Origin of the sequence: Pseudomonas sp. BIGb0381 (genome assembly GCF_024809815.1) — a bacterium.
Taxonomy (GTDB): Bacteria; Pseudomonadota; Gammaproteobacteria; order Pseudomonadales; family Pseudomonadaceae; genus Aquipseudomonas.
Window position 1 is genome coordinate 67,153 of the sequence record NZ_JANUEN010000011.1, and the last position, 19,662, is coordinate 86,814.

Below are 19,662 nucleotides of genomic sequence, written 5' to 3' on the forward strand. Positions count from 1 at the left end.
TTGCCTTGGAAATCGCAGGTCACTTTTTAATCGAACGACTCACGACGAGACCCCATGGCCACTCCCAGCGCTAGCTCTTATAACGCCGACGCCATCGAAGTCCTCTCGGGCCTCGACCCGGTGCGCAAACGCCCCGGCATGTACACCGACACCAGTCGGCCGAACCACCTTGCCCAGGAAGTCATCGACAACAGCGTCGACGAAGCCTTGGCGGGGCACGCCAAGTCGGTGCACGTCATTCTCCACGCTGACCACTCGCTGGAAGTGTCCGACGATGGTCGCGGCATGCCGGTGGACATTCACCCGGAAGAGGGCGTGTCGGGCGTTGAGCTGATCCTCACCAAGCTGCACGCCGGCGGCAAGTTCTCCAACAAGAACTACCAGTTCTCCGGTGGCTTGCACGGTGTGGGTATTTCCGTGGTCAACGCCCTGTCCACGCTGGTACGGGTCAAGGTCAAGCGCGACGGCAACGAGTACGAGATGACCTTCGCCGATGGCTACAAAGCCACCGACCTGCAGGTGATCGGCACCGTTGGCAAACGCAACACCGGCACCAGCGTGTACTTCGCGCCGGACCCCAAATACTTCGACTCACCGAAATTTTCCATCAGCCGCCTCAAGCACGTGCTCAAGGCCAAGGCCGTGTTGTGCCCGGGCCTGTTGGTGACCTTTGAAGACAAAGGCACTGGCGAAAAGGTCGAGTGGCACTACGAAGACGGTCTGCGTTCCTACCTGGAAGACTCCGTCAGCGATTTCGAACGCCTGCCCAACGAGCCGTTCTGCGGCAGCCTGGCCGGCAACAAGGAAGCCGTCGACTGGGCGCTGCTGTGGTTGCCCGAAGGCGGCGACAGCGTGCAGGAAAGCTACGTCAACCTGATCCCCACCGCCCAGGGCGGCACCCACGTCAACGGTTTGCGCCAGGGCTTGCTGGATGCCATGCGCGAATTCTGTGAATACCGCAGCCTGCTGCCGCGTGGCGTGAAGCTGGCGCCGGAAGACGTGTGGGAGCGCATTGCGTTCGTACTGTCGATGAAAATGCAGGAGCCGCAGTTCTCCGGCCAGACCAAGGAGCGCCTGTCGTCCCGCGAAGCGGCGGCATTTGTTTCCGGTGTGGTCAAGGATGCCTTCAGCCTGTGGCTCAACGAGCACCCGGAACTGGGCCTGGCCCTGGCGGAACTGGCAATCAACAACGCCGGCCGTCGCCTCAAGGCCAGCAAGAAAGTCGAGCGCAAGCGCATCACCCAGGGTCCGGCATTGCCCGGCAAGCTGGCCGATTGCGCCGGGCAGGACCCGATGCGCTCCGAACTGTTCCTGGTCGAAGGTGACTCCGCCGGTGGTTCCGCCAAGCAGGCGCGGGACAAGGAATTCCAGGCGATCCTGCCGTTGCGCGGCAAGATCCTCAATACCTGGGAAGTCGATGGCAGCGAAGTCCTTGCCAGTCAGGAAGTGCACAACATCGCGGTGGCCATCGGCGTCGACCCGGGCGCGGCGGACATGAGCCAGTTGCGCTACGGCAAGATCTGCATCCTCGCCGACGCCGACTCCGACGGCCTGCACATCGCGACCCTGCTGTGCGCGTTGTTCGTGCAGCACTTCCGCCCGTTGGTGGATGCCGGTCACGTCTACGTCGCCATGCCGCCGCTGTATCGGATCGACCTGGGCAAGGAGATTTTCTACGCCTTGGACGAAGCCGAACGCGATGGCATCCTCGACCGCCTGGTCGCCGAGAAGAAACGCGGCAAGCCGCAGGTCACCCGATTCAAAGGTTTGGGTGAAATGAACCCGCCGCAACTGCGTGAAACCACCATGGACCCCAACACCCGGCGCCTGGTGCAGTTGACCCTGGAAGACTTCGCCGCTACCTCGGAAATGATGGACATGCTGCTGGCGAAGAAACGCGCACCGGACCGCAAGTCCTGGCTGGAATCCAAAGGCAACCTCGCCGAGGTTCTGGGCTGATGCGCACAGGTTTCGCCCTGGCGATCCTGATGTTGAGCGGGCTGGCAGCGACTCAGGTCGCCGCCGCGCCCGTGGCTGAGCTCAAGCTGGTGTCCGAACACCCGGTGGACGGCATGCGCGGCGGTAACCTGTCGGGCCTGGCGCAGTGTGGCAAGGAGTTGTGGACGGTTTCCGATCGTGATGACGACCAGATCTATCGTCTCGATACCCGTGCGCCGACCTGGCAAGCCGAAGCGGTAAGCATCGATGTACCGCCGGTGCCGGAATCCGGGCTGCCCTGGGGGCTGCGTTCGCGCACCAAGGCTGCGTCGTTCATTCGCGGCGGCGACCTGGATTTTGAAGGCATCACCTGCGATGCCGCGGGCAATCGCTATATTGTCAGCGAAGCCCATGCGGCGGTGCTACAAGTGCCGGTGAACGGTGCGCCTGAATGGTTGAAGATCGCCCCGGGCATGGTGCGTGAAGCACGGGCCAGTGGCATGTTGCTGCACTTCAATGCGTTGTTCGAAGGCCTGGCAATCAACCCTGGGGGTAATCAGATCTGGCTGGCTGCGGAGCGTGAGCGGCGCGGCCTCATCTCCATCAAGCGTCCGCAAAGCCTGTGGGATTGCGATGGCCCTTGCGTATTGCTGAGCGAGGCCGGCCAGGAGATGCAGCCGGCCAATTTCATCGGTGCCAAGGCGGTGTCCAAGGATTTCGCCGATCTGTCACTGTTCAGCGGCAAGCTGTTTACCCTGGAACGCAATGCGTTCCAGATCTGCCGGCGCGATGCGGTCACGGCCAAGGTCGAGCTGTGCTGGTCGTTCGCTGACGAAACCCTGACGCCCGAGCGGCGTTACGCCCAGCCCTATGGCCTGGCCGAAGCCCTGGTGGTGGACGCAGACGGTGCCTGGCTGGGCATCGACAATAATTTCGGCCCGCGCGCCGATGGTGAAAAACGCCCCATGGTCTATCGTTTCGCCGCCCCCGCCGGCGGCTGGAGCGCCCAGCCATGAGCCGCTACTTTTTTGAATCGATCCGGTGCGGCGGCATTTCCGCTGCGCCTTACCAAACAATGATGAGGCCCGCATGAGTGACATCCTCGCAGACAGCTTAGATGGCGTAGAACGCCGGTCGCTGGCTGACTTCACCGAAAATGCCTACCTCAACTACTCCATGTACGTGATCATGGACCGTGCCTTGCCGCATATCGGCGACGGCCTCAAGCCCGTACAGCGGCGCATCATCTACGCCATGAGTGAGTTGGGCCTGGACGCCGACTCCAAGCACAAGAAGTCGGCGCGTACCGTCGGTGACGTGCTCGGTAAATTCCACCCCCACGGCGATTCGGCCTGCTACGAAGCCATGGTGCTGATGGCTCAGCCGTTCAGCTACCGCTACACCCTCGTCGATGGCCAGGGCAACTGGGGTGCGCCGGATGATCCCAAGTCCTTCGCTGCCATGCGTTACACCGAGGCGCGCCTGTCGCGCTATTCGGAAGTGTTGCTCAGCGAGCTGGGCCAGGGTACGGCGAACTGGGGGCCGAACTTCGACGGCACTCTCGACGAGCCGCTGGTGTTGCCCGCACGTTTGCCGAATATCCTGCTCAATGGCACCACCGGTATCGCGGTCGGCATGGCCACCGACGTACCGCCGCACAACCTGCGCGAAGTCGCCACCGCCTGCGTGCGCTTGCTGGATGAGCCCAAGGCCACGGTCGAGCAGCTTTGCGAGCATATCCAGGGCCCGGATTACCCGACCGAAGCGGAAATCATCACGCCGCGCGCCGACCTGCTGAAGATGTACGAGACCGGCAAGGGCTCGGTGCGCATGCGTGCCGTGTATCACATCGAAGACGGCGACATTATCGTCACCGCGCTGCCGCACCAGGTGTCCGGTGCCAAGGTGCTGGAGCAGATTGCTGCGCTGATGCAGGCCAAGCCATCGAAATTGCCCCAGGTCGCTGACTTGCGTGACGAGTCCGACCACGAAAACCCATGCCGCATCGTGATCATCCCGACCAACAGCCGGGTCGACCACGAAGTGCTGATGCAGCATCTGTTTGCCAGCACGGAGCTGGAGTCCAGCTACCGGGTCAACGTCAACATCATTGGCCTGGACGGTAAGCCGCAGCTGAAAAACCTGCGCAACCTGCTGGTCGAGTGGCTGGAGTTCCGGATACAAACCGTGCGTCGCCGCCTGCAGTTCCGCCTCGACAAGGTCGAACGCCGCCTGCACCTGTTGGACGGCTTGCTGATTGCCTACCTCAACCTGGATGAAGTGATCCACATCATCCGTACCGCCGAGCATCCGAAAGCCGAACTGATCGCGCGCTTCGAGCTGAGCGAGATCCAGGCCGACTACATCCTCGACACCCGCTTGCGTCAGTTGGCACGCCTGGAAGAAATGAAGCTGCGCGACGAGCAAGACGCGCTGCTCAAGGAGCAAGCCAAGCTGCAGGCCCTGCTGGGCAGCGAAGCCAAGCTGAAGAAGCTGGTGCGCACCGAGTTGATCAAAGACGCCGAAACCTATGGTGACGACCGCCGTTCGCCAATCGTGCAGCGTGCCGAAGCCAAGGCGCTGACAGAGACCGAACTGCTGCCGAACGAGAAAATTACCGTCGTTCTGTCGGAAAAGGGTTGGGTTCGTTCAGCCAAAGGGCATGATATTGACGCCACTGGCCTGTCGTACAAGGCGGGTGATGGCTTCAAGACTGCCGCAGCCGGGCGTTCCAACCAGTTTGCGGTGTTTATTGACTCCACCGGGCGCAGTTATTCGGTGCCGGCCCATACCTTGCCCTCGGCGCGGGGGCAGGGCGAGCCGTTGACCGGTCGCCTGACGCCGCCACCTGGGGCGAATTTTGAATGTGTGCTGCTGCCGGATGACGATTCGCTGTATGTGATCGCTTCCGACGCGGGCTACGGGTTCGTGGTCAAGGGTGAAGACCTGCAGGCCAAGAACAAGGCGGGCAAGGCATTGTTGAGCCTGCCGAACAACGCCAAGGTCATCCTGCCGCGTCCGGTGGAAGACCGCGAAGGCAACTGGCTGGCGTCGGTGACCACCGAAGGGCGCTTGCTGGTGTTCAAGATCAGCGATCTGCCGCAGTTGGGCAAAGGCAAGGGCAACAAGATTATTGGTATTCCCGGCGAGCGGGTGGCCAGTCGCGAAGAGTACGTGACCGACATCGCAGTGATCCCGGAAGGTTCCACCCTGGTGCTCCAGGCCGGCAAGCGCACGTTGTCATTGCGCCCTGACGACCTCGAACACTACAAGGGCGAGCGTGGTCGTCGCGGTAATAAATTGCCTCGCGGCTTCCAGCGTGTGGATGCTTTGCTGGTGGAAACGCCGGTTTAAGGCGTATTAGAGCCCTCGATCTACGATTTAAAGCGTAGATCGACGCTTTGGCGCTGGAGTCATGGCGCATATTCACGGATGATATGGCCTTTCCAGCGCCGGCGTGGCCGAGCGTGTTTAGGTTATTTTTAGTATTACATTGTGGTTCGCCTTGTGGCAGCCACCTGGATGGGATGATGACTGCTCCACGCGTTCCTCTATTTTTGATGCTCGCTGGCCTTTTGGGGTTGGCGGGTTGCAGCACACACAAGCCTGTGTCGCTGTACCAGCTGGACAGCGGAAGTCCAGCTCAGCCAGCCCAAACCGCTGGCATGGCCGTTTTGCTCGGGCCGGTGGTCGTGGCCGACTACCTGCAACGCGAAACCCTGCTGCAACGTCAGAACGATGGAAGCCTGCAAGGTTCCACCGATGGTCGTTGGGCAGGCAGTTTGTCGTCTGACATCAGCCAGTTGATGTTGCGTCAGGTGGCCGGTCAGTTGGACAGCCAGCGTGTGGTCCTGGCGCCCGCGCCCACCGGCTTCAGCCCGGATGTGCAGGTCTTGCTGACCATTACCCGGCTTGATTCCGGTAAATCGCAACCGGCGATCCTCGATGCGCAATGGCGCTTGATCGACCGTCGCGGCCAGGTGCGTGATAACCGCATCGTGCACCTGCAGGAAGAGCACGCCGGCACCACCGCGTCCCAGGTTCAGGCCCAGGGCGTGCTGCTGCAGCAATTGGCGCAGCAGTTGTCGGTGGCCCTCAAGCCATTGGCCAACCAGCCGCCGATTGCCGAGGCGCCACGCAGGCAGGCTCCGGCCCAGGCCAAGCCGGCAGAACCGCAAAAGCCGAAGATGCCGATGGCTACGCCGATCCGTACGGATATGGAAGTGTTCAGGTTCTGATCTGAAAAAGCTCCAACAAAAAAGGCCCGCTGACTCAGCGGGCCTTCTTGTGTGTGGAGATATAAGTCACGGCGCAGATCAAGTGTGGGAGGGGGCTTGCCCCCGATAACGGTGGTTCAGTCAATGATGTGCTGACTGATACTCCGCAATCGGGGGCAAGCCCCCCTCCCACATGTTCTTCAGGGCTTTGCGCGGGTCTCATGCATTCGCGCCAACTGCCGCTCCAGCATCGAGGGATACGGCTCCATCAGCCTTTCCACGCAGCTTGCCCCCTCAGGGCTGGCAATTGGGCGGATACGCGCGCGCTGGCGGATCAGCGTGTCTTCACTGATCTTGCGCTCCACCAGCAGCAGGTTACGGCTGTGTTGGGACAAGGCCAGTGCGTCCTGGGCGTTTTCAGTCAACAGCAGGTCGATCTGGCTCATGCCGAACAGATCATCGCCCACGGTGAGGCCCAGTTGCAGTTGCAGGGTGATGCCGCTGTCGGCGACTTCGATCTGCAATTCATGGCCCAAGGCGCGCAGCAACTCACCGCAGCAAATCGCATTGGTCAGGTAATCTTCGCCGCTGTCTTCGCTGTGGAACAGCATCAGCGTGCTGCCGTCGTTCAGGGTGTGCAGTTCGCTCTGGTACAGCGAGGCGGCCTGGTCGAGGCAGTCACGGTAGCGCTCCAGCAGTTCGGTCAGGCGAGCACGGGGCAGGCGGCGCAATTGGTCCTGGGCACCCAGTTGTACGGCGAGCACAGCGCTGTACTGCGGCTCGCTGCTGCGTACCGGCGGCGCCTTGGGGGCGATTGCGGGGCTGTCGGCTGACGTATCGCGCAGGTCGGCGAAGGGGTCTTCATCGTCCAGGTCGTCTTCTTCGGCCTTGAAGGCATGACGCGGTGCAGGCTTGAGGCCCGCCACCGGCGGACGCTCGTCGAAGCCAGGGTCACGCAGGTTGCGCACTTCGAACTCTGGCTCGTCGTCGTAATCGGTGTCGTCGTATTCAGGCTCTGGCTCGACTTCGGGCACCACCGGTTCCGGGGCGAAGCTGGCGTGCAGCTGGCGGGCAAGGTCGCCGATTTCATCCTGGCGGTCGGTAGCCGGGGTGTGTTCGTCGATGTCCCGCAGCCAGATGCGCAGTTGCATGAGCGGCGTGGAGATATGCCGGCCCAGACGCAAGCTCAGGGCCAGGGCCAACGCCAGCAGGATGGCGCTGAGGATACCCATGCTTTGCAGGCTGATGGTCATCGGCTGCTGGAACTGCTGCATGTCGAGGCTGATACGCAGTTGGCCGGCCTTCACGTCCTGAAACGTGATATTGCTCTGGTACAGGCCTTCGGCTTCGCCCAGCAGGCCGTTTTTCGGGCGCTGCCCGGCTTCGGCCATGATGCGGTTGTCCACGCTGTAGATGGCGGCATGGGCCACGAGCGGGTTCTTTGTCAGGTTGTTGAGCAGCACGTTGAGGCTGAGGATGTCGTTGGACACCAGCAGCTCGGTCGCCGAGGTGGCGGTTTGCGTGGTCAGGCTCTCGCCCAGGGCGTCGGCTTGCTCGTGCATGGCCTGCTTGAATTGCAAACCCATCACGCAGGCGTAGATCACCAGGGCCAGGGCGACCAGGATCACGTTATGGCTGGCGATGCGTAATGCGATCGGTACACGGCGGTGGCGCAGTGCCCGGAAGATCAGCAGGAAGAAGTTGTCGGTTTTTACTGGCGTGGGCCGGTTCACTTGAGCTCGGCTCTTGGTCCGTGAAGTTGACGCGCAGTATAGCGACAGGCCCAAGACCGGCAAAGCGCTGGCTGTGCCCGATGGTCACTGAAAGTGGGTAGAATGCGGTTTTTTTCCAGCCTGGGGGTGCGCCTTGCGCGAAATTGTCCTGATTAACATCACTGGGGAAGACCGCCCGGGTCTTACCGCAGCCATTACCGGCGTTCTGGCCCAGGGTGGTGTGAACATTCTCGACATCGGCCAGGCGGTGATCCACGACACGCTGTCGTTCGGCATCCTGGTGGAAATTCCCAGCACCGAGCAGGCCTCGTCGGTGCTCAAGGACATCCTGTTTACGGCGTACAAGCTCGATCAGCAGGTGCGTTTCACCCCGGTATCCGAAGAGGATTACCAGCAGTGGGTGGCCGGCCAAGGCAAGAAGCGCCATATCGTGACGCTGCTGACCCGCAAGGTCACCGCCGAACAACTGCAGCGCGTCAGCTCCATTACCGCGCAATATGGTTTGAATATTGACCATATCGACCGTCTGTCGGGTCGCATGCCATTGGACACCCCGGCCGACAAGGGCAAGGGCTGCATCGAGTTCTCCGTGCGTGGTGAGCCGGCCGACCCTCAGGCCCTGCGCGCCGAATTCCTCAGCGTGGCCCAGGAACTGAATGTCGATATCGCCTTCCAGGAAGATTCGCTGTTCCGTCGTAACCGTCGCCTGGCGGTGTTTGACATGGACTCCACGCTGATCGAAGCCGAAGTCATCGACGAACTGGCCAAGGCGGCCGGCGTGGGCGAGCAGGTTTCCGCGATCACCGAGCGCGCCATGGCCGGGGAATTGGATTTCCGCGCCAGCTTCAAGGAGCGCCTGGCCTTGCTCAAGGGCCTGGATGTGAGCGTGCTGGACTCCATCGGTGCGTCGCTGCGCTTGACCGAAGGTGCCGAAACCCTGTTCGCCGAACTCAAGCGCCTGGGCTACAAGACGGCGATCTTGTCGGGCGGCTTCACCTACTTCGCCAAGCAGTTGCAGGCCAAGCTGGGCATTGACTATGTGTTCGCCAACGAACTGGAAGTAGTTGATGGCAAGGTGACCGGCGTCGCGGTCGAGCCGATTGTCGACGCGCAGCGCAAGGCGGATCTGCTGAAGGAATTGGCCCATAAGGAAGGTTTGCGTCTGGAACAGACCATTGCGGTCGGTGACGGCGCCAACGACTTGCCGATGCTGGCAATCGCCGGTTTGGGCGTGGCGTTCCGCGCCAAGCCATTGGTCAAGCAATCGGCCAAGCAGGCGATTTCGACCTTGGGGTTGGATGGCGTGCTGTATCTGCTGGGCTTTCGCGACCGCGACGGTCAGCTGTAACTGACTAAATGTGGGAGGGGGTTTGCCCCCGATGGCAGTGGTTCAGTCACTGATGTGTTGACTGATACCCCGCTATCGGGAGCAAGCCCCCTCCCACATTGGGTTCGGCGTCAGGCTTTAGGTAAAGCGATGCCTTGGCCCATCTGCACCGGCGAACCCGCCACCAGTTCCTCAGCCCACTTCACCTGATCCGGCCCGAACAGCACGATCGCAGTGGAGCCCAGCTTGAAGCGACCCAGCTCCGCACCCTTCTCCAGGTGAATCGGCGCGCGGGCGGCTTCGTCATAGCGGAAGGTTTTCAGCTCGCGCTTCGGCGGAGTCACCAGGCCGGCCCATACGGTTTCAATCGACGCGACAATCATCGCCCCCACCAATACCACCGCCATCGGGCCGCGTTCGGTGTCGAACAGGCAGACAACACGCTCGTTACGCGCAAACAATTCCGGCACGTTTTCGGCGGTGGTCTGGTTTACCGAGAAAATCCGCCCAGGCACGTAGACCATCTCACGCAGGGTACCGGCCAGTGGCATATGCACCCGGTGGTAGTCTTTCGGCGACAGGTAGATGGTGGCGAAATCGCCGCCCATGAACGGCGCAGCGACCGCGGCATCACCGCCCAACAGTTCCAGCACGCTGAAGCTGTGGCCTTTGGCCTGGAACACACGACCGTGCTCGATGGGGCCAAGCTGGCTGACTGCGCCATCGGCTGGGCTCAATACTGCGCCAGGGGTCTGGTCCAGTGGGCGGGCGCCGTCTTTCAGGGCGCGGGTGAAGAAGGCGTTGAAGTGCTCGTAAGCGGTCACGTCCTCCACCAGCGCCTGGGACATGTCCACTTCGTAGCGCTTGGCAAACCAGGTGGTGAAGGCATTCTTGAGCCAGCGCACGCGGCACTCGGCGATGCAGCCGGCCAACCGCGACAGCAGGTGGTGCGGCAGCAGGTACTGGCTGAGGATAAACAACTGCTTTTTCATTGACTGTCCTTAAACCTTAAATCTCGACGGGGGTGTCGGGGTGGTTGCCCCATTCGCCCCAGGAACCGGCATAACCTTTGACTCGCGGATAACCGAGCGCCTTGGCCACCAGGTAGGTGAAGCCAGAGCGGTGATGAGTCTGGCAGTGGGTGATGATTTCTTTGTCTTTGGTCAGCCCGAGGCCTTCGAGAATCTGCGGCATGTCACGGCGGATGCGCAGGTTGCGCTCTTTGTCCATGCCGGCCGTCCATTCGAAGTTCACCGCGCCGGGGATATGGCCGCCTTTGGCCGCAAGCACCTTCTCGCCGGAATATTCCAGCGGGCCGCGCGCATCCCAGATCCCCAGGTCGGCAGCGCCGAGACGGCTTTGCAGGTATTCGCGGGTAGCGGTGGGGCCGTCGTGCAGCGTGAGACTGACCGGGCCGCCAGCCGGGGCGGGCACGTCGGTGGAGAGCGGGTGCTTGCCCTCCAGCCACGCCAGCAGGCCGCCGTCCAGGTAGTGGTACTTCTGGTGGCCGATCACGTCGAGCATCCAGATAAAACGCCCGGCCCAGCCACCGCCTTCGTCGTCATAGACCACGTAGGTAGCGTCAGGCGTGTGGCCCAGTTCGCCGAACAGTTTCTCAAGATCGGCCTTGCCGGGCAGCAGACCGGGTGCCGGCGCCTGGCCCAGTTGGGTGCGCTTGGGGTCAACGAAATGCGCGCCGGGGATGTGCCCTTCGGCGTAGCGGGCGGCACTGGTGAGGTCCACCAGAATCAGGTGTTCGGCATCCAGTTGACCGAGCAGGTCACTGGATTCGATCACCAGCGGCAAGCCAGAGAAGTCAGGCATGTGAGGTCTCCTGGGCACAAATGTTGGCGATAAAGGACGGCGATTGTAGCGCAAGCATCAAGCGCTGCGGTTGGTAAAGCTGTGCAGGGCTTTCTCGATGCATTGGGCGGTTTTACCGAAGGCCTGCACGGTGGTTTCCGAGAACGGCCCGCCGCCCTGGTCGGCGACCATTACCATCACCACGCGCCCGTTGCAGCTCATGGAGCGCAACAACAGGTGCTCGCCGGTGAACAGGCGGCGCAGGATCGGCGGCAGCAGTGCCGAGAACTGGGCGTGGTTTTCCGGTGTGAGGCGCACCTGGGCGGACTTTTCCAGCAGGCGCTGCAGCAGCGTGCTGTTGACCACATCCAGGCTCAGGTTGGCGGCGTCCTTCGGCAGGCCGTCGGCCTGATGCACACGCAAGGTGCTCAGGGCACGATCGGCCATGAACAACAGGACGCGCTGCATGCCGCTGGCCACCAGGGCTTCCTTGGCGCACGTAGTCAAATGCATGGCGTTGGCAAAGCGGCTCGGCTCCACCAGCAGTTCGGTACAACGCTTGCGCCAGACGGCCAGGGCTTCGGCGGTGGGCGGTGGTGCGGGCAGCAGGCCGCGATGAATCTTGTGTACATGCCAGGGCCAGATCAGCGACAGCGCCGGGTGCCAGAGATCGGGCATCAAGGTGTCGCGGGCACTGGTGACGGCTTGCTGGTGCACCTGTTGCTGCACGTCGCTCAGGGGCTGTTGCAGGTACAGCGCGGAGAGGTATTGCCAGCGCTCGGTGTGGGGGCAGGTCCAGGATTCCTGGGCCGACATCGCCAGGCCGTTGGCCAGCAGCACCGTATTGGCCGGCTGATTCAGCCAGCGGCGCAGGTTGGGTTCGGCGTCGAGCAATTGCTGGTGGCGCAGGGGGTCGTCTTCGCGGGCGATATGCAGGGCCTTGACCAGCAAGCGCTGCTCGGTCCGCAGCAGGGTATACCCCTGGGACACCCAAATCGGCAGGTGCCAGGTCTCGGTCAGGCCGAGGCACAGGTCCAGCAGGCGCACGCCGAACAATGCCTGTTCGACCTTGCGTGCCGACTCGCCCTTGTGGATGACCCGCAGTTCCCACTCCTCCAAAAGCTTGGGGTAGGCAACGGCCATCGGCCACAGCGGTGAAAGAAACAGTAGGCTGCCCCAATGAATGTCCTGCCACAGCCGCGCCAGGCGGCTGCCGAACAATCCATTGGCTTGTTGCGAGGCGTGCTGGCTGACCAGCAACAACTGGCGCAGCGCTACGGGAATTTCATGGGCCGGCACCGACGGCAGGCGTGCCAGCAGTTCCTCGGCGCGTTTGAGGCCCAGACGGTTAAGCGCCACTTCGAGGTTTTCCGCCGGCGCTGTCAGGCTGCCATGGGTGTGACTGTTGGCCTCGCGCATGACGCTGAGTACGAGGGCCGGGCTGTTTTGCATCAGCTCGGCAATATCTCGCAACGAACTGCGGCTATCGCGGATGGCTTTGCATACGCGGTCATGGCTGGCCTGTGGAACAGGCAGCAGCACCTCGTCCAGGCGCTTGATCCAAGCGGCTAGAGAAGTAGGTTTTGCAGTTGGGACTGTCGTTTCATTAGCCATGATTGGGGCGCGATCATCACTTGCGGTCAACACACCCGGAGCGGGCCGAACTGGCTTTTCGCCTTAACGGGCTATAGTCTGGCGCAGTTTTGCCGATAAGAGGAACAAGAGTTTTTCAGTTCCCCCAAATATGTCCATGAACCCGACGGCGCAAGTACTCATCTCCTATGGCTAAAATTATCGGCATTATCGTCGTCTTCGCGAGCGTGCTCGGCGGCTACGTCCTGTCCCACGGTAAAATTGCGGCACTGATCCAGCCTTTCGAGGTGCTGATTATTGGTGGTGCGGCACTGGGTGCCTTTCTGCAGGCGAACCCCGGCTACATGACCATGCACGTGGTCAAGAAGTCGCTGGCAATGTTCGGTTCGCGTTTCACCCACACCTTCTACCTGGAAGTGTTGGGCCTGGTTTACGAGATCCTCAACAAGAGCCGCCGCGAAGGCATGATGGCCATCGAGGCCGATATCGAAGACGCTGCGGCCAGCCCGATTTTCGCCAAGTACCCGGCCGTGCTCAAGGATGAACGCATGACCGCCTACATCTGCGATTACCTGCGCATCATGTCTTCCGGCAACATGGCCCCCCATGAGCTGGAAGGCCTGTTCGACATGGAATTGTTCAGCCTCAAGGAAGAGCTGGAGCATCCCTCCCATGCAGTCACCGGTATCGCCGACGGCATGCCCGGCTTCGGTATCGTCGCGGCGGTACTGGGTATCGTGGTGACCATGGCCTCCCTGGGCGAAGGTGATCAGGCGGCTATCGGCATGCACGTAGGTGCGGCGCTGGTGGGGACCTTCTTCGGTATTCTCGCGGCTTACGGCTTCTTCGGCCCGCTGGCGACCTCCCTGGCCCATGACGCCAAGGAAGAAATCAACCTGTACGAATCGATCAAGGCCAGCCTGGTGGCATCCGCTTCCGGCATGCCGCCATCGTTGGCGGTGGAGTTCGGTCGCAAGGTCCTGTACCCGAAGCATCGCCCAAGCTTCGCCGAGCTGGAACAAGCGGTTCGCGGTCGCTAAGCCATGGAAAACAACCAGCCGATAATCATCAAGCGCGTCAAGCGCTTCGCTGCGGGGCACCATGGCGGTGCCTGGAAAATCGCCTTCGCCGACTTTGCCACGGCGATGATGGCGTTCTTCCTGGTGCTGTGGCTGATGTCCACGGCCACGCCCGAACAGAAGATCGCCATCGCCGGCTACTTCAAAGACCCGATTGGCTTCTCGGAAAGCGGTACGCCGTTCGTGATCGACCTGGGCGGCTCGCCGCAACTGGCGCCTGAGCGCACCATCAACCCGGAAGTCAAAACCGAAGCGCCGCAGGAAAAAATCCCGATCGAGCGCGATACCGTCGAAGCCATGGCCGAGCAGGTCGAGCACGAACGCCTTGAACTGTTGCTGCAAGAGTTGCAGAACAAGGTCGAGGAAAACCCGCAACTGCTGAAGTTCAAGGATCAGATTTCGTTCGAGATCACTCCGGATGGCTTGCGCATCCAGATCACCGACGCCGCCAACCGGCCGATGTTCGACTCTGGCAGCGCACGCTTGAAACCGTACTTTGAGGACATCTTGTTGGCCATGGCCGACACCATCAAGGCGGTGCCGAACAAGATCAGCATCAGCGGCCACACCGATGCCAAGCCTTACTCGGGCCAGGGTGACTTTGGCAACTGGGAGCTTTCCGCCAACCGCGCCAACGCGGCGCGTCGTGCGCTGGTGGCCGGCAGCTATCCGGACCCGCAAGTGGCGCGGGTGGTGGGTTTTGCGTCCTCGCAACTGTTTGATGCGAAGGATCCGTTCAACCCGATCAACCGTCGCATCGATATCGTTGTGCTGACCAAGAAGGCTCAGCGTGCGATTGAAGGTGATCAGCCCGCGCCACCACCGGTCCCAACTCCGGGAGCGGGTGCGCCAGGTGAGGTGCCGGCCGACCCAAACGCCATTCCGCCCGGCCAGGAGCCATTGCCGGCCCATGAGCTGCGGCAGAAGCTGAACCTGTTTGATGAGGGTGGGGTGAAAGACCCTACGGTGCCTGGGACGGGTTCCTAAGTCACCTACAATAAGGCCGCGATGATCGCGGCCTTATTGTTTCGCAAGTTTAGTAACTACTTTCCGGCAAGCTCGCAATAATCGACCGATAGCTGTTCATGCGCTGCTGCTGCACGCGGCCATCTTCCAGCGCCTTGAGCAGGGCGCAGCCCGGCTCGCGATCGTGTTTGCAATCGCGGAAGCGGCAGGTGCCGATCAGGTCGTTGAATTCGATAAAGCCCGCTTCCACGTCGCTGCGGCTGACGTGGCCGAGGCCGAATTCACGGATACCAGGGGAGTCGATCAACTCACCGCCGCCCGGGAAGTGGAACAGCCGCGCCGTGGTGGTGGTGTGGGTGCCCTGGCCGGACAGCTCCGACAGCGGCCCCACGCGGGTATCGACTTCTGGCAGCAGGCTGTTGACCAGTGAGGATTTGCCTACGCCCGACTGGCCGACAAATACGCTGATACGCCCGTCCAATTGCTGTTGCAGCTGTTCCATGCCGTTGCCGTGGTGGGCCGAGACTTCCAGCACCGGGTAGCCCAGGGTGCGGTAGACCGCCAGCAGCGCGTTGAGCGCCGGGGCATTCTGCTCGTCGATCAGGTCGAATTTGTTCAGCAGCAACAGCGGGCGAATGCCGGCATGCTCGGCCGCCACGAGGTAGCGGTCGATCAGGTTGGCGTGGGGCTCGGGCAGCGGTGCGAACACGATCACGATCATGTCGACGTTGGCCGCTACCGGCTTGAGCTGGCCGCGGCTGTCGGGGCGGCGCAGTTCGGTGGTGCGCGGCAGCTGGGCGACGATCACGCCGATGCCTTGGTTGCCGGCACGCCAGACCACCTTGTCGCCGGTGACCAGCGCAGGCAGGTTGGCACGCAAGTGGCAGCGGAACACCTGGCCCGCGAGTTCGCCTTCCAGCGCCTCGACTTCGACCTGTACACCAAAGTGCGCGATCACCAGGCCCGTCTGTTCGGGGCCCAGGTCGCCGCCCTCGAGCGCGTCCACGGCGGAGGATTCACGTTTGGCGGCGCGTGCAGCGCGTTCACCTTGAATCTTTTCGATGCGCCAGTTTTGGCGACGATTGAGCTGGCGTTTGGCCATTGGTGTTCCGTGTCGATAATGCAAAGGTTAGGTAAAACGGTCGCGAGTCTAGCACGGCCCCGCCTGCTAAACTGCGCAGCTACGCCAAGGTGCCAAGAGAATCAAGCCATGCAAAACCCACAGAACCTGATTTGGATCGATCTGGAAATGACCGGTCTGAACCCTGACACCGACGTCATCATCGAGATGGCGACCATTGTCACCGACAGTAATCTCAATACCTTGGCCGAAGGTCCGGTGATCGCCATCCACCACAGCGATGCCGTGCTCGCCACCATGGACGAGTGGAACACCCGCACCCACGGCAACTCCGGCCTGACCCAGCGTGTGCGTGACAGCCGCATCAGCATGGCCGAAGCCGAAGCCGAAACCATTGCCTTCCTGGAAAAGTGGGTGCCCAAGGGCAAATCGCCGATCTGCGGCAACAGCATCTGCCAGGACCGCCGCTTCCTTTATACCCACATGAAGGCGCTGGAAAGCTACTTCCACTACCGCAACCTGGACGTGTCCACGCTCAAGGAGCTGGCCGCGCGCTGGGCGCCGGAAGTCAAAGACAGCTTCCACAAAGGCAGCACCCATCTGGCGCTGGATGATATTCGCGAGTCGATCGCCGAGCTGGAGCACTACCGCAAGCATTTCATCAAGGCTTGAAACGCAGGCTGCTGACCGGGCGCCTTCGCAGGCAAGCCAGCTCTCACACTTGAATGTATTCCCAGGTCCAAGTGTGGGAGGGGGCTTGCTCCCGATGGCAGGCAACTCGATTTATCGCCAGGCGCCCCCTTTTGGTGCCATCAGCAAATGATTAGACTGCCGGCCTCTTTGCAAGGATCGCCATCATGCTGCTGATGCTCTACCTCATCGCCATCACCGCCGAAGCCATGACCGGCGCCTTGTCCGCCGGCCGGCGCGGCATGGACTGGTTTGGTGTGGTGCTGATCGCCTGCGTGACGGCGCTGGGCGGCGGCTCGGTGCGCGATGTGCTGTTGGGGCATTACCCGTTGACGTGGGTCAAGCATCCGGAATACCTGGTGCTGACCTCCGTCGCGGCGCTGGTGACGATCTTTATCGCACCGTTGATGCGTCACCTGCGCTCGCTGTTCCTCGCGCTGGATGCCGTGGGCCTGGTCGCGTTCACGCTGATCGGCTGCATGACCGCCCTGGAAATGGGCCACGGCATGCTGGTGGCATCGGTCAGCGGGGTGATCACCGGCGTCTTCGGTGGCATTCTGCGGGATATTTTCTGCAACGACATTCCGCTGATCTTCCGCCGTGAACTGTACGCCAGCGTGTCATTCCTCGCCGCCTGGTTCTACCTGCTGTGCCTCTACCTGGAACTGCCCAGCGAGCAGGCAATTCTACTGACGCTGTTCAGCGGCTTTCTATTGCGCCTGCTGGCGATTCGATTTCACTGGGAAATGCCCAAGTTCGTCTACAACGACGACGTGCACTAGCGCGCCGCGTGCTGGTTCAGCGCCCATTCCACATGCTCGCGCACCAGCTCCGACGGATAATCCCGACGCGCCTTCAAGGCTTCCAGTACCGGGATGCTCGACGGCGCGTTGCCCAGGCCCACCGCCAGGTTGCGCAGCCAGCGTTCATAACCGGCACGGCGCAAAGGTGAACCTTCGGTACTGCTGAGGAATTTATCCTCATCCCACAGGAACAGCTCCGCCAGTTCTGCGTTATCCAGGTTGTGCCGTGGCTTGAAATCGCTTTCGGCGGTAGGTCGCGCGAAACGATTCCACGGACAAACGATCTGACAGTCATCGCAGCCGAATACCCGGTTGCCGATCAGCGGGCGCAGGTCTTCAGGGATTGCGCTCTTGAGTTCGATGGTCAGGTAGGAAATGCAGCGCCGGGCGTCCAGCACATAGGGGCCGACAAACGCATTGGTGGGGCAGATATCCAGGCAGGCGGTGCAGCGGCCGCAGTGTTCGGTACTGTGCGGTGGATCGACCGGTAGCGGCAAATCCACAAATAGCTCGCTCAGGAAGAAATAACTGCCGGCCTTGCGATTGAGCACCAGGGTGTTTTTACCGATCCAGCCAAGACCGGCTTGTTCGGCAATGGCTTTTTCCAGCACGGGCGCGCTGTCGACAAAGGCACGAAAGCCGAAAGGCCCGATCTGCGCCTGGATACGGTCGGCCAACTGTTGCACGCGTTTGCGGATCAGCTTGTGGTAGTCGCGGCCCAGGGCGTAGCGCGAGATGTAAGCCTTTTCCGGTTTTGCCAGCAGTTGCGCCATCTGGGTATCGCCGGGCAGGTAGTCCATGCGCAGCGACACCACGCGCAGGGTGCCCGGCACCAGTTCGTCCGGGTGCGAGCGTTTGCTGCCATGGGCGCCCATGTAGTCCATCTCGCCGTGGTAGCCCGCGTCGAGCCAGCGTTGCAGATGGTGTTCATGCTCAGCCAGGTCAAGGCCGCTGATGCCGACTTGTTGAAAGCCCAGCTCGCGCCCCCAGTCTTTGATCGATTGGGCGAGGGCGGGCAGATCGGAGGTAATAGCGGGCATGAGACACGGGAAACCACAGGTTAGATGCGTATAATTCTGCCAGACATCGGAGCTTGAAGACGCATGCCGCAGACAAAACACGAAATAACCGACGTTCAGCCTTTGTTGCATGGCCATTTGCCGCAACTGGCTGCGCGTTCACCGGACGCCCATAAAGGCCAGTTCGGTCACCTGCTGATGATTGGCGGCGACCGGGGCTTTGGCGGCGCCGCGCTGCTCGGCGCCGAAAGCGCCTTGCGCAGTGGTGCGGGCATGGTGTCCCTGGCCACTCGCCTTGAGCATGTGCCGGCCGCGCTGGCCCGTTTGCCGGAAGTCATGACCGTCGGCGTGAGTTCGGCCAACCAGTTGATGGGCTTGCTGGAAAAAATCTCGGTGATCGTCATTGGCCCCGGCCTGGGCGAAGCCGCCTGGGGTAAAAGCCTGTTGTCTGTCGCAGCCAATGCACGGCAGCCGCAGGTCTGGGACGCCGATGCACTCAATCAACTGGCGACTGGCAGCGTGAGCTTGCCAGCCCATTGCGTGATCACCCCGCATCCGGGGGAGGCGGCGCGATTGCTGGGGATTTCGACAGCCGAGGTTCAGGCCGACCGTCTTAAGGTGGCGCGCGCGTTGAGCCAGAAATTCAAGGCAGTGGCCATCCTCAAGGGTGCTGGCAGTTTGATTGCCAGTCCGGACGGGCGCGTTTCGCGCTGCGATCAAGGCCATCCGGCGATGGCGACGGCGGGCCTCGGTGATGTTTTGGCCGGCCTGGTGGGTGCGCTGCTGGCCCAGGGCATGCCGGCCTATGAAGCAAGCTGCCTGGCCGTCTGGTTGCACGCCACGGCAGGGGATCGCCAGGGCAGCTTTGGTCGCGGGCTGGCCGCCAGCGACCTAATACCCGCCATTCGTCAATTGCTGGAGGAACAGTCGCCGTGTCTGAAGTAATCCTTTTCCTGGCCGATGAAGAGGCCATGGTGGCGTTAGGTCAGCGTATTGCGCAGGTCACGGCCGGGTCAGGGCTGATTTTTCTTGAAGGCGACTTGGGGGCAGGCAAGACCACACTGTCCAGGGGCATCATTCGCGGGTTGGGCCACACGGGGGCGGTAAAAAGTCCCACGTTCACTCTGGTTGAACCCTACGAGATCGGCGCAGTGCGGGCTTTCCACTTCGACCTCTATCGCCTGGTGGATCCCGAAGAACTCGAGTTCATGGGCATCCGTGATTACTTCGATGAGGACGCGCTGTGCCTGATTGAGTGGCCAGATAAAGGCACAGGCTTTTTGCCAAAGCCGGACCTGACCATTACCATTACGCCGCATGATCACGGACGTCAGCTGAAGTTGTTGCCCCAGAGTGCGCGCGGTGAGTCGTGGTGCGCTGCTCTGGCTTTGGAATTCAAATAATTGGTGGGGT

At 61.8% G+C, this 19,662-nt stretch carries 17 protein-coding genes; 11 read left to right on the forward strand and 6 right to left on the reverse strand.

Going from position 1 to position 19,662, the window contains the following annotated elements; genetic code table 11:
- Positions 1-54: 54 nt before the first annotated feature.
- The 4 genes from parE to M2397_RS24835 all read left to right on the forward strand — a co-directional run bounded on the left by parE (position 55) and on the right by M2397_RS24835 (position 6,176).
- Entirely contained in the window at positions 55-1,959 is a 1,905-nt protein-coding gene (parE, locus tag M2397_RS24820; RefSeq protein WP_027604917.1) for a DNA topoisomerase IV subunit B, read from the forward strand.
- The gene (locus M2397_RS24825) at positions 1,959-2,954 is read left to right on the forward strand and encodes an esterase-like activity of phytase family protein (protein ID WP_259244669.1); all 996 of its coding nucleotides are present in this window, start codon (positions 1,959-1,961) and stop codon (positions 2,952-2,954) included. Before parE ends, M2397_RS24825 begins: the two co-directional genes overlap by 1 nt.
- 73 nt (positions 2,955-3,027) lie before the next feature.
- Positions 3,028-5,292, forward strand: a complete 2,265-nt coding sequence (parC, locus tag M2397_RS24830) for a DNA topoisomerase IV subunit A (protein WP_131696780.1) — start codon at positions 3,028-3,030, stop codon at positions 5,290-5,292.
- A 173-nt stretch (positions 5,293-5,465) separates the two neighbouring features.
- Positions 5,466-6,176 carry a membrane integrity-associated transporter subunit PqiC gene (locus M2397_RS24835; RefSeq protein WP_167655553.1) on the forward strand — a complete coding sequence of 237 codons (711 nt, stop codon included), beginning with the start codon at positions 5,466-5,468 and terminating at the stop codon, positions 6,174-6,176.
- Between the two features lie 179 nt (positions 6,177-6,355).
- Here the strand turns inward: M2397_RS24835 and M2397_RS24840 are convergent, their stop codons facing one another.
- Entirely contained in the window at positions 6,356-7,888 is a 1,533-nt protein-coding gene (locus tag M2397_RS24840; protein WP_167655552.1) for an AhpA/YtjB family protein, read from the reverse strand.
- Positions 7,889-8,021: 133 nt separating this feature from the next.
- On the opposite strand from M2397_RS24840, the gene serB reads away from it, so the two are divergent.
- Entirely contained in the window at positions 8,022-9,236 is a 1,215-nt protein-coding gene (serB, locus tag M2397_RS24845; RefSeq protein ID WP_053139356.1) for a phosphoserine phosphatase SerB, read from the forward strand.
- 110 nt (positions 9,237-9,346) lie between these two features.
- Here serB and asd read toward each other — a convergent pair whose 3' ends face one another.
- From asd to M2397_RS24860, 3 genes are read right to left on the reverse strand one after another with little or no spacing between them, the layout of a single operon-like run.
- Positions 9,347-10,207 carry an archaetidylserine decarboxylase gene (gene asd, locus M2397_RS24850; RefSeq protein WP_259244670.1) on the reverse strand — a complete coding sequence of 287 codons (861 nt, stop codon included), beginning with the start codon at positions 10,205-10,207 and terminating at the stop codon, positions 9,347-9,349.
- Positions 10,208-10,223: 16 nt separating this feature from the next.
- The gene (locus M2397_RS24855) at positions 10,224-11,039 is read right to left on the reverse strand and encodes a rhodanese-like domain-containing protein (RefSeq protein ID WP_131696776.1); all 816 of its coding nucleotides are present in this window, start codon (positions 11,037-11,039) and stop codon (positions 10,224-10,226) included.
- 57 nt (positions 11,040-11,096) lie between these two features.
- Entirely contained in the window at positions 11,097-12,632 is a 1,536-nt protein-coding gene (locus M2397_RS24860; RefSeq protein WP_167655551.1) for an HDOD domain-containing protein, read from the reverse strand.
- A gap of 167 nt (positions 12,633-12,799) precedes the next feature.
- Between M2397_RS24860 and motA the strand changes: the two genes are divergently transcribed.
- The gene (gene motA / locus M2397_RS24865) at positions 12,800-13,651 is read left to right on the forward strand and encodes a flagellar motor stator protein MotA (protein WP_099583685.1); all 852 of its coding nucleotides are present in this window, start codon (positions 12,800-12,802) and stop codon (positions 13,649-13,651) included.
- Positions 13,652-13,654: 3 nt separating this feature from the next.
- Positions 13,655-14,677, forward strand: coding sequence for a flagellar motor protein MotB (motB, locus tag M2397_RS24870; RefSeq protein WP_167655550.1), 1,023 nt, complete (start codon positions 13,655-13,657; stop codon positions 14,675-14,677).
- Between the two features lie 49 nt (positions 14,678-14,726).
- Here the strand turns inward: motB and rsgA are convergent, their stop codons facing one another.
- Positions 14,727-15,758, reverse strand: coding sequence for a small ribosomal subunit biogenesis GTPase RsgA (gene rsgA, locus M2397_RS24875; protein WP_053139368.1), 1,032 nt, complete (start codon positions 15,756-15,758; stop codon positions 14,727-14,729).
- Positions 15,759-15,866: 108 nt separating this feature from the next.
- On the opposite strand from rsgA, the gene orn reads away from it, so the two are divergent.
- The gene (gene orn, locus M2397_RS24880; RefSeq protein ID WP_259244673.1) at positions 15,867-16,409 is read left to right on the forward strand and encodes an oligoribonuclease; all 543 of its coding nucleotides are present in this window, start codon (positions 15,867-15,869) and stop codon (positions 16,407-16,409) included.
- 182 nt (positions 16,410-16,591) lie between these two features.
- Positions 16,592-17,209, forward strand: coding sequence for a trimeric intracellular cation channel family protein (locus M2397_RS24885; RefSeq protein WP_172681530.1), 618 nt, complete (start codon positions 16,592-16,594; stop codon positions 17,207-17,209).
- On the opposite strand, the gene queG is transcribed toward M2397_RS24885, so the two are convergent.
- Positions 17,206-18,270, reverse strand: a complete 1,065-nt coding sequence (queG, locus tag M2397_RS24890) for a tRNA epoxyqueuosine(34) reductase QueG (RefSeq protein ID WP_131696773.1) — start codon at positions 18,268-18,270, stop codon at positions 17,206-17,208. The two genes, M2397_RS24885 and queG, sit on opposite strands and share 4 nt — an antisense overlap.
- Positions 18,271-18,333: 63 nt before the next feature.
- On the opposite strand from queG, the gene M2397_RS24895 reads away from it, so the two are divergent.
- Both M2397_RS24895 and tsaE read left to right on the forward strand, forming a co-directional pair.
- The gene (locus tag M2397_RS24895; protein WP_131696772.1) at positions 18,334-19,194 is read left to right on the forward strand and encodes an NAD(P)H-hydrate dehydratase; all 861 of its coding nucleotides are present in this window, start codon (positions 18,334-18,336) and stop codon (positions 19,192-19,194) included.
- Positions 19,182-19,652, forward strand: coding sequence for a tRNA (adenosine(37)-N6)-threonylcarbamoyltransferase complex ATPase subunit type 1 TsaE (gene tsaE, locus M2397_RS24900; RefSeq protein ID WP_131696771.1), 471 nt, complete (start codon positions 19,182-19,184; stop codon positions 19,650-19,652). The genes M2397_RS24895 and tsaE overlap by 13 nt, the downstream gene beginning before the upstream one ends.
- The last annotated feature ends 10 nt before the right edge of the window (positions 19,653-19,662 follow it).